At 56.2% G+C, this 14,839-nt stretch carries 8 protein-coding genes; 6 read left to right on the top strand and 2 right to left on the bottom strand.

Annotated elements, in window-relative coordinates; translation table 11 throughout:
- Positions 1 to 113 precede the first annotated feature (113 nt).
- Positions 114 to 1,451 carry a DUF1552 domain-containing protein gene (locus JIN87_RS22320; protein ID WP_345780808.1) on the bottom strand — a complete coding sequence of 446 codons (1,338 nt, stop codon included), beginning with the start codon at positions 1,449 to 1,451 and terminating at the stop codon, positions 114 to 116.
- Positions 1,452 to 1,581: 130 nt separating this feature from the next.
- Positions 1,582 to 4,242 carry a DUF1592 domain-containing protein gene (locus JIN87_RS22315; protein ID WP_200357847.1) on the bottom strand — a complete coding sequence of 887 codons (2,661 nt, stop codon included), beginning with the start codon at positions 4,240 to 4,242 and terminating at the stop codon, positions 1,582 to 1,584.
- 320 nt (positions 4,243 to 4,562) lie between these two features.
- Between JIN87_RS22315 and JIN87_RS22310 the strand changes: the two genes are divergently transcribed.
- From JIN87_RS22310 to JIN87_RS22285, 6 genes are all read left to right on the top strand, one after another.
- Positions 4,563 to 6,326 carry an alpha/beta hydrolase family protein gene (locus tag JIN87_RS22310; protein ID WP_200357846.1) on the top strand — a complete coding sequence of 588 codons (1,764 nt, stop codon included), beginning with the start codon at positions 4,563 to 4,565 and terminating at the stop codon, positions 6,324 to 6,326.
- Between the two features lie 287 nt (positions 6,327 to 6,613).
- On the top strand, positions 6,614 to 9,709 hold the full coding sequence (locus JIN87_RS22305) for a VCBS repeat-containing protein (RefSeq protein ID WP_325176404.1): 3,096 nt from the start codon (positions 6,614 to 6,616) through the stop codon (positions 9,707 to 9,709).
- A 58-nt stretch (positions 9,710 to 9,767) separates the two neighbouring features.
- Positions 9,768 to 10,808 carry a tetratricopeptide repeat protein gene (locus JIN87_RS22300; protein ID WP_200357844.1) on the top strand — a complete coding sequence of 347 codons (1,041 nt, stop codon included), beginning with the start codon at positions 9,768 to 9,770 and terminating at the stop codon, positions 10,806 to 10,808.
- Between the two features lie 191 nt (positions 10,809 to 10,999).
- Positions 11,000 to 12,706: an HDOD domain-containing protein gene (locus tag JIN87_RS22295; protein WP_200357843.1), complete on the top strand. Its 1,707-nt coding sequence runs from the start codon at positions 11,000 to 11,002 to the stop codon at positions 12,704 to 12,706.
- 52 nt (positions 12,707 to 12,758) lie between these two features.
- Positions 12,759 to 13,256, top strand: coding sequence for an FKBP-type peptidyl-prolyl cis-trans isomerase (locus JIN87_RS22290; RefSeq protein WP_200357842.1), 498 nt, complete (start codon positions 12,759 to 12,761; stop codon positions 13,254 to 13,256).
- 151 nt (positions 13,257 to 13,407) lie between these two features.
- Positions 13,408 to 14,811: an ankyrin repeat domain-containing protein gene (locus tag JIN87_RS22285; RefSeq protein WP_200357841.1), complete on the top strand. Its 1,404-nt coding sequence runs from the start codon at positions 13,408 to 13,410 to the stop codon at positions 14,809 to 14,811.
- Positions 14,812 to 14,839: the final 28 nt, after the last annotated feature.

The following is a 14,839-nucleotide window of genomic DNA, read 5'->3' as shown; positions in this document are numbered from 1 at the left end:
TTCTTTGGGTTATCTTATCGGTCTCCATCCACGGCATCAAAAAGTGTTAACCATGTCTCTTAACACCTGTTAACCATGTATCTTGACCAGACACGGCGGGCCCGCCCTACCTTTTACATGGAGAGGGGTTGGAAGAGTTCGCTGATCATGCCATCGGAGTCGCCGAAGGACTCGATTGGGACTCCGACCTTGTCGAGCAGGGTGAGGTGGAGGTTGGCGAGCGGGGTCGGCTTGTCGTAGGTGATGTGTCGATTGCCTTGCATGCCACCTGCGGCGCCGCCGGCGACGATGGTTGGAAGATTGGTATGGTCGTGGTTGTTGGGGTTGCCCATGCCGGATCCGTAGAGGATGAGAACGTTGTCGAGCAGGCTGCCTGAGCCTTCAGGAGTGGCAGCGAGCTTTTCGAGGTATTCGGCGAAGAGGGAGACGTGGAAGGCGTTGATCTTGGCCATCTGAGCGATTTTTTCCGCGTTTCCTCCGTGGTGGGAAAGAGGATGGTGCGGAGTGGCGACTCCGACTTCTGGATACGAACGGTTACTCGTTTCGCGAGCGAGTTGGAATGTGGAGATGCGAGTGATGTCACCCTGGTAGGCGAGCAGCTGCAGGTCGAACATGAGTCGAGCGTGGTCAGCGTAGGCTGCAGGGACTCCGGTCGGACGATCGAGATCTGGAAGTGGATTGTCTTTGGTGTCGGACTCCGCCTTTTGGATACGACGTTCGACTTCGCGGATGGAATCGAGGTACTCGGTGAGCTTTTCGCGGTCGTTGGCACCGAGTTCTCGTTTGAGGCGTCGCATGTCCTCGGTCACTGAATCGAGCAGGCTGGCCCGTTTGCGAAGGGCGGCTTGGCGTTGCGCAGGCGTGCCACCTTCGCCGAATAGATTTTCGAATACGAGTCGCGGATGGGCTTCGGCGGGAAGGGGAGTTGTTGGGGAAGACCAGGACAGGTTGTTTTGATAAACGCAGGCGTAGCCGTTGTCGCATTGGCCGACGGTCTGGAGCAAGTCCATGGCGAGCTCTAGAGAGGGGAGCTGAGTTTGTTGACCGATGTGTTGGGCAGCGACTTGGTCGGCGGTGGTGCCGAGATAGTAGTCGGTACTTTCGGTTACTTTGGCTCGAGCAGCACTGAGAAAGGCTGAGTTGGAAGTAGCATGCGAGCCCGGGTAGGCGGGCTTGAGCTCCATATTGGTCAGGATGCTGATCTTGTCCTTAACCGGGGAAAGCGAGTCGAGAATGGGCGAGAGGGTATCGAGGTTTTTCTCGCTGCCTGGAGTCCAGCGAGTGATGTCGCAGCCCATCGGCATGTAGACGTACCCGAGACGCTTGACCGGGTTGGCGGCGGTCTTGGTCATGGCGGTGGCCGCTGGGATCATGGCCTCAAGCAGGGGAAGGCTGAGACTGGCACCGACGCCTTTGAGAAACGTTCTACGCGGGATGGATTTCTTGGTGATGAATTTCATAGGGGCGTTTGTTTTTGCCCACGAAGGGCACGAAGGATTTTCGGGGTGCTAGTGAAAGTTGTAACGTAGTGGGATTGGGATGTGTGATGGTGGGCTGTGCGGCGTGCCCGGCGGTCACGCCCTACCTTTGGGACAGGTAGTGGGATTCGGTGGCTCGGTTTTGGAAGGGGGTGCTGTTGACGATGCCGATGATGAGACTTGAGAAACGATAGTCGTCTTTGGCGGCATCGCGAACGATTTGGCGGATTGCGGGGGCGTCGAAGGGCTCGACGCCACGGCCAATGCCGAAGGTGAGAAGCTTCTCGCTGAGAGTGCGGGCGAAGAGTTCTGGCTTCGCGAGCAGGCCGTTTTCGAGTTCACCGATGCCGTCTGCTAGGTGGCCATCCGGGAGACCGCCGGTGGAGTCGATGGGGTGCCCGTGTTCGAAGTCGCGCCAGCGGCCCACAGCGTCATAGTTTTCAAGTACGAAGCCGACGGGGTCCATAACGTCGTGGCAGCTTGCGCATTGCGGGTTGGCTCGGTGCTCGGCGAGGCGTTCGCGCATGGGTAGGCTGAAGTCGACTTCGTTGTCCTCGAGATCGGGCACGTCCGGTGGTGGTGGGGGAGGTGGGGTGCCGATTATGTTCTCAAGGATCCAATTGCCGCGGATAGTGGGAGAGGTGCGGGTGGCGTAGGAGGTGACGGTGAGCACGCTGCCATGACGGAGGATGCCGCCGCGGTGGTGGTGGGGCTCAAGCTCGACGCGGCGGAAGCGGCTGCCGAGTACGCCGGGAATTTCATAGTGACGTGCGAGGCGCTCGTTGAGGTAGGTGTAATCGGATTGGAGGAGGTCGGTGACGGGGCGATCTTCGCGGAAAACGGAGTCTACAAAGAGTTCGGTTTCGGTGCGGAAGGCTTGGCGAAGATTGTCATCGAAATCCGGATACTCGCGTAGGTCGGGAGTCGTGGACTCGAGATTGCGGAGGTAGAGCCATTGGCTGGCGAAGTTGTTGGTCAGGCTCTTGGATCGCGGATCGGCGAGCATGCGGCGTATTTGATGTTCAAGTACGTCTGGTTCACGGAGGTTGCCGGCGATTGCATGGTCGAGCAGTTCGCCGTCCGGAATACTGCTCCATAGAAAGAAAGAGATTCGGGAGGCGAGCTCGAGGTCGCTGATGGCGTAGTAACCATCTTTGGGGAGGCGTTTGGGATCTCGTTCGATGCGGAAGAGAAATTCTGGGCTGACGAGGATGGCGTTGAGGGCCATCTCGATGCCGGCTTCGAACCCTGCGTCCACGGCTGCTTCGTGGTAGAAGCGCATGGGCTTCTTGAGGTCCTGCTTTGTCACGGGGCGGCGATAGGCTCTCTTCATGAAGCTGGAGAGGATTCCGCGAGCGGTTGCAACTTCGTCGTTCGGTCCGCTTGGGTAGCGGGAGAAAATCTTCTGGCGACTAGGAGTGTCGCTGGCGCCTTGGCCATTGTAAGGCCCGGTTATGGATACTTGGTAGACAGCGGGTGAGAGGCGCGGGTGGCGGTGGAGATTGAAGTGGGAATTGTGCGGTTTGCGTTTGTTTTCGAGAAGGGAGTAGGACTGTTGCACGAAGGTGACTCCGAGTTCGCGCGGGCCGGCTTTGATATGGGTGCGGAGGCGGAGGTGTTCGTCCACAAGAGCGTGGTCTTCGCGGCCATCGTCGAGACGCTTGATGATGAAGCGTTCGAGTAGTTCGCGGTCGAGCAGAATGTCCATCTCGTGCTCGCCACGGAGTCCCTCGACGTGCTCGTTGCGGTCGCGGGTGAGGCGGACCTTGATCTCGTATTCTCCGTCTTGCGGGAAGTTGTAAGAAATGAGAGTGCCTCCCCGGGTACCGAGGGGAAGCCCGTCCACGTGTTTTTCCTGGGTTTGGTCGGCGGGGACGCGGAAGACATCGCCTTGTACGCTGTCGCTTGGGGTGCCAATCGCGAGGCGCGTTATTTTCTGGGCGGCTGTGATGTAGCGGTCGAGCAGGGTTGGCGAGAGATTGCCGACGGTGATGTTGTCGAAGCCGTGGCTGGATTCGTCTTTCGGAAGGAGAGCGGCGGCATCGATCTCCACTCCGAGTAGGTCGCGGATCGCGTTTTGGTACTCGGTGCGATTGAGACGACGGAAGGTGTCGGTGCGGCCCGGTTGGGGGTGGGCGGCGGCGTGGGCGTCCAGGGTGTCGACGAGCTGGTCGACTACGCGTAGGTAGGTGGCTTCGTCAGGACGCTTGCGATCGGCGGGTGGCATCTGACGGGCGTCGAGGCGGCGAACCACTTTTTCGAAGATTTCAGGAGCGGCGAGCGGGTCGTCTATATTGAGCCCTTCCAGGTTGAGATCTGCTTCGTGGTCCTCGGCGTTGTGACAATTGAGGCAGTTTTGCCCGATGAAGTCGGATTGGTTGGCCGATGGAGCGGAAGCGTCTTGCGCTGCGAATAGGGGCTGCAGAGCGGAGTCGAGATAGGTCGCAAGGGTGTCGTAGTCTGACTCTGAGGGACGAGGGAGCTTGGGTTCGCCCGGCTCATCTTCGGGCGGCATTTCGCGGTCTTCGATCATCCACTGGACTTCTTCCCACACTTCGAGGTGTTGCGCAGGATCCTGATCGAGAAGGGTTTGCAGGTCGAATTTGCCCTTCTTCTTGTCGGGATTGTGGCAGTCGACGCAGTAGGTGGCGGCGAACTCACGGAAGGATTCGTCAACAAGTGGAGTGGCCTCCGTCGTTGGAACGGAAGATGCGGCGATGACAGCGCTGGTGGCAGCTGCGAAAGCGAGCGGTCTGCTGGGCATTTGTGGGGTAAACGAGTTTGGACAGGGCGTCAGGAATGGGTAAGCCTAACTTATAGGATCCATAACGGAGCTTTGGTAGCAAGAGATCAATGAACTGTTGAGTTACACTTTTAAGTTGGAAGCTAGATGCCATCTAAAGCGGCAGGGTGGCCTATTTTAGTAAATCAGGGTCGAATATTTCGTCGCTTGCAAATTGCTCCTGCAGTGCGTGTGGCCGCTGGGGACAGCGGCCGCTACCTGTCGGGGCACTGTGTTTCAGAAATCTGGGTCGGCTTCTTCGGGTAACATCGCGGTAACACGCGGCTGCTAGATTCTGCATCATGAAAACGATGCTTAGAATCCTACTTGTTTTATCTGTCGCGTTAACAACCAGTCTATCCGCAGCTCTGCCGGAGGCGGGTTTGTGGAAGGGAAAAATCAATATTCCCGGAAGTGGCTTACCGATTGAAGTGACTTTGTCCGAGAGTGAATCCGGCGAATGGTCCGGGACGATTGATATTCCCGCTCAGAATTTGAGGGGCTTCACCTTGTCGGAAGTGAAGGTGAGCGATGAGGGAGTCGGATTCGCGATGCAAGGAGTGCCGGGGAAGCCTACTTTCTTTGGGAAGCTGGATGCTACGGGTAACTCTATTGAGGGAGACTTCAGTCAAGGGGGGCAAAAATTAACGTTTTCGCTGGCGAAAGCTGTAGAAGGCGAAACCGCAGCGATTCAAGCTGTACCCGAAAAAGGGATACCTGGAGAGGGTGTGACAGGCGATTGGTTAGGAGTACTTTCAGTACCTCCTGTTAGCTTACGGCTTGCGGTGCAGGTTTCCGGAAGTGCCTCGGAAGGATTTAGTGGTTCTTTGGTGAGCCTCGATCAGGGATCAACAAAACTGGACATGGACTCTGTGGCTGACTCCGATGGAGTATTCACTTTTACGATCAATCGCGTGGGCGGCAGCTTTACCGGCGAGCTATCTTCCGATGGTAGCGAAATCGTTGGGGAGTGGACTCAAGGAGGTCACACCCGTCCGTTGACGTTTTTGCGAGTTGCTGAACAGGTGACGTTGAAGCGCCCACAAGAACCCAAAGGTCCCTTTCCCTACGACGAGCGCGAAGTCGCTTTTCGCAACGAGGTCGCCGACATCTCGCTTGGCGGAACCTTTGTAATCCCTGAGGGGGATGGGCCCTTTCGTACTGTGATTTTCTTCACTGGCTCTGGCGCTCAGGATCGCGACGAGAGTTTGATGGAGCATCGTCCTTTCGCCGTTTTAGCCGATGCCTTGGCGCGTCGCGGAATCGCGTCATTGAGATTTGACGACCGAGGGGTTGGCAAATCGGAGGGAAATTTGATGGAAGCTTCAGTTGAGGATTTGGCGTACGACGCTATCGCGGCGGTGCGTTTTCTGGAGGGGCAACGCGAGGTCGATCAGGACGCGATCGGGATGATCGGTCATAGTGAAGGAGGCCTTGTGGGGCCGGTTGCCTCGACCCTCGAGGAGCAGTTGGACTTTCTTGTTCTCTTGGCTCCACCTGCGGAAGCGCTGGATAAGCTGCTGACGCGTCAGGGCAGCGCGGCTTTGCGTTTGAAAGGGGTTAGCGAGGAGATCATAGCTCGAGTGGAAGTTGCAAGCGCTCTGGATATGACGCTAATCAAGGATCGGTCTCTTGATCGTGAGGCGCTGCTTGCGGTTTTGGAGGATCGCAAGAACGATTTTCTGGAGGATTTTTCTGAAACGGAATTGGCGGCGATCGGTTATACTCACGAGCTCTACGAGCAGAATATCAAAGTGGTGACGACTCGTTGGTTTCGTGAGTTGATGCGGGTCGATCCAGCGGCCTATCTAGAGAAATTGAAAGTCCCTACCTTTGCCTTGTTTGCGGAAAAGGACTTTCAGGTAGATGCGCAGGTGAATGCTGAGATTATGCGTACTTCGCTTGAGAAAGCAGGATTGATTGAGGCGAAGGTGCTTGTTCGCTCGGGCTTGAATCACTTGTTCCAGAACTGTGAGACGGGGGTACTGGAGGAATATGGATTGATCGAGGAGACCTTTGATCCAGCGACGATTGTAATGATTGGGGACTGGGTTTTGGAGCGTTGAGAGATTGTGGTATTGCGGTGCGTTGCGAGCGACGACCCGATAGGATTGAACTCTTGCTTATGACTTGATTTCTCCTTGCGGAGGGGACGGGGAGAGAGGAGAACGGTGGCACGCTTATGTGCCGCCGTTTTTTTATGCGTTTACCCCTCTTTTGTTTCGTTTTGTGTCTTGCTTCGAGTTCCTCGGTGTACGGGGAAATTGTGGATAGCGTTGATCTTAGATCCGTCGAGTCCTCTGAATCGGCTGGGCCCCTGTTTCGTACGATTTCAGCGAAGGAATCAGGATTGGTGAGTGTGAACGAGTACAGCCATCCGGAGGCTTGGGGGAAGTATTGGCACCAGTACTACAATGGAAGCATTGGAACGAGTGCCATCGTTGGCGATGTTGATGGTGATGATTTGCCAGATGTTTTTCTAGTGAACAAAGATTCTCCGAACGCTCTGTATTTGAATACTGGCGACTTCAGGTTCGAGGAGGTGACCGACCAGGCTGGTGTTGCAGGCAAAACAGGGTTCGGTTCGGGAGCGAGTTTCGTGGATGTCGATAATGACGGAGACCTCGATTTGTATGTGGGTTATGTGGGTTCTGAGAACGAGTTGTTTATCAATGATGGCAATGGTGTCTTCAGCGAAGAAGGGGAAGCGTGGGGGCTGAACATAAATACGGGGACCAACGCACCTTCGTTTGCGGATATGGATCGTGACGGGGATCTTGATCTTTACTTGCAGTGCAACTTTCTTGAGGCGGCTGAGAAGCCGGAGGGAATGCCGGATTTGCTTTTTGAAAATCGGGGCGATTATTTCGTCGAAATCACGGCAGAGGCGGGAATCAAAGGGCGCGGTCAGGGACATGCCGCGATCTGGTGGGACTACAATGAAGATGGCTGGCCGGATATCTATGTGGCGAACGATTTTGCTCCAACGGATAAGCTGTATCTAAACAACAAGGACAATACCTTTAAGGATGTGATCAAGGAGACTCTGGTGGCTGCTCCTTATTTCGGGATGGGAGCGGATCTCGGGGACATCAACAACGATGGGCATGTCGATTTCATGGTCGCTGATATGGCGTCGCCGGATCATGTGAAGCATCATGTCTCGGTTGGTACGCAAGGCTCGTACTTGCTGGATATCTCCAAGTCGAAGGTGAGCCAATACATGTACAATATGGTGTCGCTCAAGATTGGGCCGAATCAGTTTGCGGAAGTGGGGCATTTGACGGGGTTGGAGGCGACCGGATGGACTTGGGCGGTTCGCTTAGTGGACATGGACAACGATGGCTGGCTGGATGCGTATTTCACCAATGGGATGATTCGGGAATTTCACAATAGCGACTTGGCGATGCGTATGGGAAGGGCTCGGAGCGTGATGCATCGTATAAAAGGGTATGAGAATAGTCCGGCGTTGAACGAAGCAAATCTGGTGTTTCGGAATGAGGGAGGTCTTTCGTTTCGGGATCTGAGCAAGGAGTGGGGCTTGGATGATGTTGGGATTAGTTTCGCGGCGAGCTATGCGGATTTAGATCAGGACGGGGATTTGGACTTGTTGATCAATAATCTGAATACGCCGCCGACCTTGTACGAAAACACGAGCGTGGATGGAAGGCGCGTTATTCTTCGATTGGAAGGGGTGGAGAGTAATCGCTTCGGCTATGGCGCGAAGGTGACGGCTCGAGTAGGTGAAACGGTACAGGTTCGGGAGTTGAGCTCGACCCGTGGATATATGTCGCAAGATGAACCGGTGGTTCACTTCGCGTTCGCTGAAGCGGAGGCGATTGACGAGTTGAGGATCGAATGGCCAAGCGGGAAGGTGCAGCGTTTGGAGAGTGTGCAACTTGGGAAACGTTACCGTATACGGGAAGAGGATACGGTTGGGAGTAAGGTCAGGGAGGAAACCGAGACATTGTTTGTTCGCTCCGAAATAGAGGTGTCGGATGATACGGAGAGCGAAGAGGAGTTTTACGACCCGTTTAGTCGCCAACCTCTGCTGCCTTTTGACGAGACGTGGAGTGGTCCGCTGGTTCGGGTGGGCGATCTAGATGGCGATGGTTGGAGCGATGTCGTGATGGGCGGGGCGACTGGCTTGGAGACACGGGTTTTTAGGAACGAAGAGGGTGAGGCTCTCGAGTTGGTGGAGTCGGATGTCTTTTTTGACGACTATGACTCGGAGGACTCCGGTTTGGCTTTGTTCGACTTCGACGGAGATGCTGACTTGGACTTGTTGGCGCTTGCGGGAAGCATGGAACTCGATGGGGGCAGCGAGTTTTATCAGGACCGCATCTACCTAAACGTGGGCGATCTCGAGTTTGAGCGTCTCGATGGTAAGTCCTTCGATGCGCCTGCCACTGCATCTCGCGGACGGGCTTTGATCGATTTGGATGCGGATGGAGATTTTGATGTGGTTATTGGAGGAGCGACTAAGAAGGATCAGTATCCGTTTACTGAGGACAATCAGGTTTGGGTACGGGATGGAGAGCGTTTTGTGCGGAATGTTGAGAGCTCTTTCGCGGTAGCCTTCGGAAAAAGCGGTAAGGTGATGGAGCTGCTTGCGGTTGATTTAGATGCGGATGGCAGGACCGACTTGTTGCAAGCGACTGAATGGGGCGAAGCTGTGTTTTGGCGAATGACGGACTCAGGGCTGGTGCGTGATGGTGGCGGCTTTTCTGCGGAAGCCGGGAGTGGTCTTTGGCGTTCTGTGGAGGTGGGAGATTTTAATGGAGATGGGTTGAGGGATGTTTTTCTGGGGAACGTGGGGGGCAACTCGCGGTACCGGCCGAGTGTGGATGCTCCGGTGGCTTTGTTCTCGCAGATACGCGACGGGGTGGGCGCTCATTTGCAGGCTCGGACGGTGGACGGGAAGTTGTTGCTTACGGAAACGCGAAACATCGCGAGCAAGCAGTTTAGTCGGGAGATTTCGGCTACCACGAGGACTTACGAGGAGTATGCCACGACGCCGGTGGAGGTTGTGTTCCCCGATTTGGGGACCGCGTTTCGGCGTGACGAGATCACGGAGAGTCGCACTGTCATACTGTTGCAAGAAAAGTCGGGCGGCTTTCGTAAGGTGGCGCTTCCAGCTCTGGCTCAGACGGGGATGGCGATCGATGCGGTGGTGCTGGATTGTGATGGAGATGGCCTGGACGATCTGGTGCTCAGCTTGGAGCCGGTCCCACCGAACTCATGGGCGGGGCGTCGTTTGAAGGGGCATCTCGTGGTGATCGAAGGATCTGGCGATGAGCGGTTCGAGGCGTTGATGCCTTGGCGATCTGGGCTGGAAGTGAATGGATATCCGAAGCATTTGGCGACGGCCGATTTGGATCGGGATGGGAAATCGGAGGTTTTGGTCGGCTTAAATGAAGGGCCCCTGCTGGTTTTCGAGTTGAACTAGATAAACCGCGAGCGAGCGCTTGCCTCATGCTGAGGGTTCGCTGCAGACTTTCGAAATCGTGAAATCTCCCTTTTTGCCTCAATTCTCTCTGCTCCTGAAAACCTGTTTCTGCCTCGGCGCGTTTACTTTTGTCGCCAGTGGATACTCGCAGGAATCGGACGGTGGTTTGGAGGCCGAACTGGCTTTGCTCGAAAGCGAAGGGGAGAGTTTGGAGCGACTGGTTTCGATTGCCCGATTGCACCAGGAAGCGGGAGATCTGGAGTCTGCGGCACGCTACTGGCATCTTGCGAGCAAGCGGGACGACGCGACGCCGGAGACGGTGGGAGGGCTGGTTGCGATCTATCTGATGGCGGGAAAAGCGGAGGGGGCGGCCTTGATCGTCAAGGAATCCCTGGGGCGTTTTCCAGATTCGGCGGAGCTCCTGTACGTGCAGGCGAGCGTCTACGTGGCTCAGAAGAAGGTGCCGGCCGCGACTTACGCTTTGCAGAAGGCGATCAAGCTCGAGCCAGAGAATCCAAAATACAACTACAAGCTGGCTGAGATGATGTTTCTTCGTGGGAACGTCGATCGTGCGGAGCTGATCTTGGAGCCGTTCCTGGAAGCGGACGAGGTGATGGACGACATGGTGTTTCTGAACGCTCAGATTCTGTTCGTGACGGAGAGGGAGCGGCAAGGGATGCGTCAGATCGAGAAGATTCTGAAGAAGGATCCGGACAACCTTAAGGCGAAGGAGGCGCTGCTGGCGATGTTGTTGCAGCATTCCATGAAGGAAGCGAAGGCGGGACGTGTGAGTCGAGCCGTGAGAATGCTGGAGGATGCCGACGAGATCGTGCCTGGGGAAAAGAAGATTTTGATGGGGCTGGCCCTGCTTGAGGACGAGCAAGGAAATGGGGCGGAAGCGATGGCCTATTGCGAGCGGATTTTGGAGGCTGATCCCGAGGATATTAAGACCCTGCTCTTGCTAGGGCGTATGCAGCGAAAGGAAGGCCTGGCCGACGAGGCGGAGGTGACGTTTCGCGAGGGGCTGGCTTTGGCGGAGGAGAAGGGGGATCGAGAGTTGGTCGCCGCCTTCGAGAAGTCGCTCAATCCTTTCGAGTAGAGAACGGAGTCTTTTCCTTGATGCGGAGATCGCGTATTTTTTAGGGAATTAAATACCTTTTACTAATAGATACTTATCGGCTTTAGCGCGTGGGCTTATACTTGGGTCCGCAAAGTAAAGGCGTTGGGGAGGGGGCCGATGAAACTAGGTAAACCCCCGTATTTCAAAACGGCCAACCCTAAGAGCATCACATGGCCAACATACTTTTAGTAGACTCAGACGAAGTGGCGAAGCTTGCATTGCGAGGCATCGTGAGCCGCGGCGATCACCGTTTTTGCGCGGTGGATTCGGTGGCGGAAGCGTGGAAGCTGATCCGTGACAGCGTGAAGGTGGATTTGGTGTTCTTGGAGCTGAAGCTCAAGGGAGAGGGCGGTTTGATGCTGATTCAGCAGCTGAAGGCGGACTGTATTTTGAGATCGATCCCAGTGGTGGTCTACACCGGGCACCCGGATCGTGACAGCGTACGGAAGGTTTTGGAGCTGAAGGTGCAGAACTTTTTGGTGAAGCCTTATCGGGAGGATGCGATTTTCGCGGAGATTTCCAAGGCGTGTTCCGAGCCTTGGCGGGAGCATTATTTCGAGGAAGGCAACCCGGAGTGGGAGCCGGAGCGTTTGAACGCGATGCTCGAGAAACTGGAGAAAGCGCTGGCTGGCGGACAGGAGTCGCTGGCGTGTCGCAAGGCTCAGGAGGGCCAGCCGCAGAAGCCGATCGTGGATTGGCTGAAGCAAGTTTCTTTAGTCGCAGGCAAGGGGGGCGCGGAGGGGGTGGTCCGCTGTCTGGACGAGTTGGTTTTTAAGGCGGGCGAAGGGAGTTGGCCTAACGGAGACGTGAACAACGATCCGCTTGGGTTGGCCTCGCGGTTGATTCACGCGTATCTGCATTGTGACGAAATTCCCGAAGTGTTCATGACCGAAGAGGAGATCAATTCGGAGGCAGAGGCGCGTGACCGGAAGTTCTGGCTGGACGCCAACTTGGAAAACCGCTGCCCAGTGATCAGCATCGATCAGATCAAGCGGGAGTTCGACAAGCTCACTTCCTGCCCGATCGTGGAGTCGATTTCCGCTTCTTATCAAATGGCTGCGACAGGGCGTCCGACTTCGCTGGCGCCTTTGCTTGATTTGGTGCACAAAGACCCCGGCTTGTCCGCGGAGGTGTTGATCGCCGCCAACCGGTTGAAGAAGGACAAGGAGGACAAGGCGTCGGCCATTGAGGAGACGCGCATGGCGGTCGGCTACTTGGGCGAGAATCGTCTGGCTTCGATCGGCACGGCTTTGGATGCGGTGCCGGAGCGTATGTTTGAGGCGGGGCCGCAATCGAACTGGTCGTCCTTCCGCATGTTTCAGGTGGCGACGGGACGTATGGCTCAGTTTGTGTGCGAGTATCTGGAGATGCCCAGCTTGGCTCCCGTGGCGTACACGGCGGGTTTGATGCATGATTTGGGCAAGGTCCTGCTGACGCGGCTTCACCCGTTTGCCCTTCCTGCAATTCAGAAGTATGCCCTCGACACTGGTATCGGGCTGGCGGCGGCGGAGCGGCATTTCATTGGCTGTACGACGCATGAGATCGCGGAAGCGTACGCGGAGAAGCAGGGGATGCCATTGCGGTTTGTGAGCGTTTTTCGCTGGATCAACGACCCGGAGAACGCTTCGCGTGATCGGGATCTGGTAGCGGCGGTGTCGTTGGCTCGCGATTTGTGCCGCCATAATCACGTTGGCTGTAATGGCGATACGCCTATGGACGATCCCGCCTCCTTGGAGGCGACTCCGGAGTGGCAAGTCTTGAAGCAGCGCGTGTATTTGGGCTTCGATTTGGCGAAGTTCGAGCGATTGGCCAACGGGGAATGTCGGGCGTTGAAGCTTGAGCTCGCGGGTGCTTTGCCTCGTCGGGAGGTGGCGTAAGGGGAATCTTGAGCGTATTGCTGGTAAGGCATGAGTTTTGCTAACGGTAGACATGCCGATTTTTCGCCTTTTCAAGATCTGTTTGTTCGCGTGTTGCGTATCGAATGTTTGCCACGGGCAGGACGCATCGTCCGAATTTGTGCTCGACTACATGCCGCCTAAGGATGCGGAGCGGGTCGCCGAAATCTTGCCGGATGCTCGCTTGCTTAAGGGGGGTATTCGCTTCGTGGAGACGAAGGCTGGAAGCGGGCCGAAGTTTAAGAAGGGGGATACGGTGACGGCTCTCTATGTCGGCAAGTTTTTGGATGGGCGGATCTTTAACCAGAAGCAGAGTCGCTATCACAATTTCAGATTCGAGGTGGGCGCCGATCCGCGTGAGATCATCGAGGGCTGGGAGATCGCGATGCCTTTGATGCAAAATGGCGGGGAGTACACGGTGGCGGTTCCGTCCCAGTTCGCCTACAAGGACAAGGGGCGTGCCGGGCAAGTGCCGCCGTACACGACGGTGATGTTCGATATCCAGATCATCGACTGGGAGGCGGCCCGCTGAGAGCTGCTGCGTCTAGGCATGTGTCGTAGCGCGGCGCTTTAGCCCGCGTGACCTAGGAATTGATCCTGCAAGGACGACGCGGGCTGAAGCACCGCGCTACGGAGCGTTATTCGGGGTCGACCTCGGCGGCGGAGGCGCTCAAGTTGGGAGAATGTTGTTTCGCCCCATTGTTTCCCTCGTTTTATCAATCGTATTCGTTTCCGGATTACTGGCGAATGCGAACAAGGTGCTTTTTATCGCTGGCGAGCCGAGCCACGGCTGGAACAAGCATGAGTTCCCTGCGGGATGCGAGGTGTTGGCCGGTTCCTTAAATGAGAGCGGACTGGGGGTCGAGGCGTCTGTTTCGCTGGGTTGGCCAGAGGAGGAAGGTGCCTTTGAGGGAGTGGGAACAGTTGTCGTCTACTGCGATGGGGCTGAGCTTCATGTGGCCAATGAGAAGGTCGATCAACTGGACGCGCTTTATTCAGCAGGAGTGAATTTCGTCTTTCTGCACTTCGCGGTTGAGCCGGGGACTGAGGAGTTGGCCGCGTTTATGACGAAGTCGATCGGTGGCTACTTCGATCTGGATTGGTCGGTTAATCCGGTTTGGACTTTGAAGAACGCGACCTTGTCTGATTCGACCATTTCCAATGGCGTTTCCTCATTCGAGCTAGAGGACGAGTGGTACTACCATATGCGTTTCCGTGACGACGGTGGCTACACGCCAGTGCTCTCTGCTGTGCCTCCTGCTGATACCATAGGCGAGGATGGCCCGCGGTCCGGGAATCCGGTCTTGCGTGAAGAATTGGCTGCTGGAAAAGAGCAACATCTCGCTTGGTCGAGAGTCGGCGAAAAGGGGCAGCGTGGCTTCGGGTTTACCGGCGGGCATTTCCATTCCAATTGGAACGATGACGACTTCCGGAGACTCGTTCTAAATGGAATCGCTTGGACGGCGGGAATGGAGATTCCAGATCATGGAGTCGTATCCGATTTTCCAAGTATCGTTAAGTACAAGACGGTTGAGGAGTCGATCGCTCGCGGTGATGTGGCGGATATGGCGTCGCATCTTGAAATCGATCCCAGCTTGCTGAACAAGCCGGGTCGGGGAAATATGACGCTGCTGCAGCAAGCCATCATGCGGAAGAAGAGTGAAGCAGCAGCTTTCCTGCTGGGGCGAGGGGCGGATCCGAACGCTCTTACCAAGAGTAAGCAGACCAGCTTGCATCTAGCCGTGGTGCGAAACTTGCCGGAGATGTGTCGCGAGCTAGGGAATTACGATGTAGACTTGTCGGTCCGCGATAAACAGGGCTGGACAGCTCTGCACCTCGCGGCGGCCAAGAACCAGGCTGAAACGGTGCGGGCTTTGATCGAGATAGGCTGCGATGTGAATGCGCTCAGCGATGCGGGCGGAACGCCTTTGCACGAGGCTGGAGCAAGCGGCGGGGAGGATGTGCTGAAGCAACTGCTGGAGGCGGGAGTGGATCCGAAGGTGGTTTCGAGTCACGGAGTGACGGCGCTGGATTTGGCGAGAGAATACAAGAACGAAGCCGCTATTTTGCTTCTGAAGGATTTGTAGAGAGGGGGCTGTTCGAGGCGTGGGGCGG

Source organism: Pelagicoccus mobilis (genome assembly GCF_016595505.1).
In the GTDB taxonomy this organism is placed as follows: domain Bacteria; phylum Verrucomicrobiota; class Verrucomicrobiia; order Opitutales; family Opitutaceae; genus Pelagicoccus; species Pelagicoccus mobilis.
The sequence above is the reverse complement of the archived record's forward strand: the minus strand, read 5'-3'. Positions and strand labels throughout refer to the sequence as shown.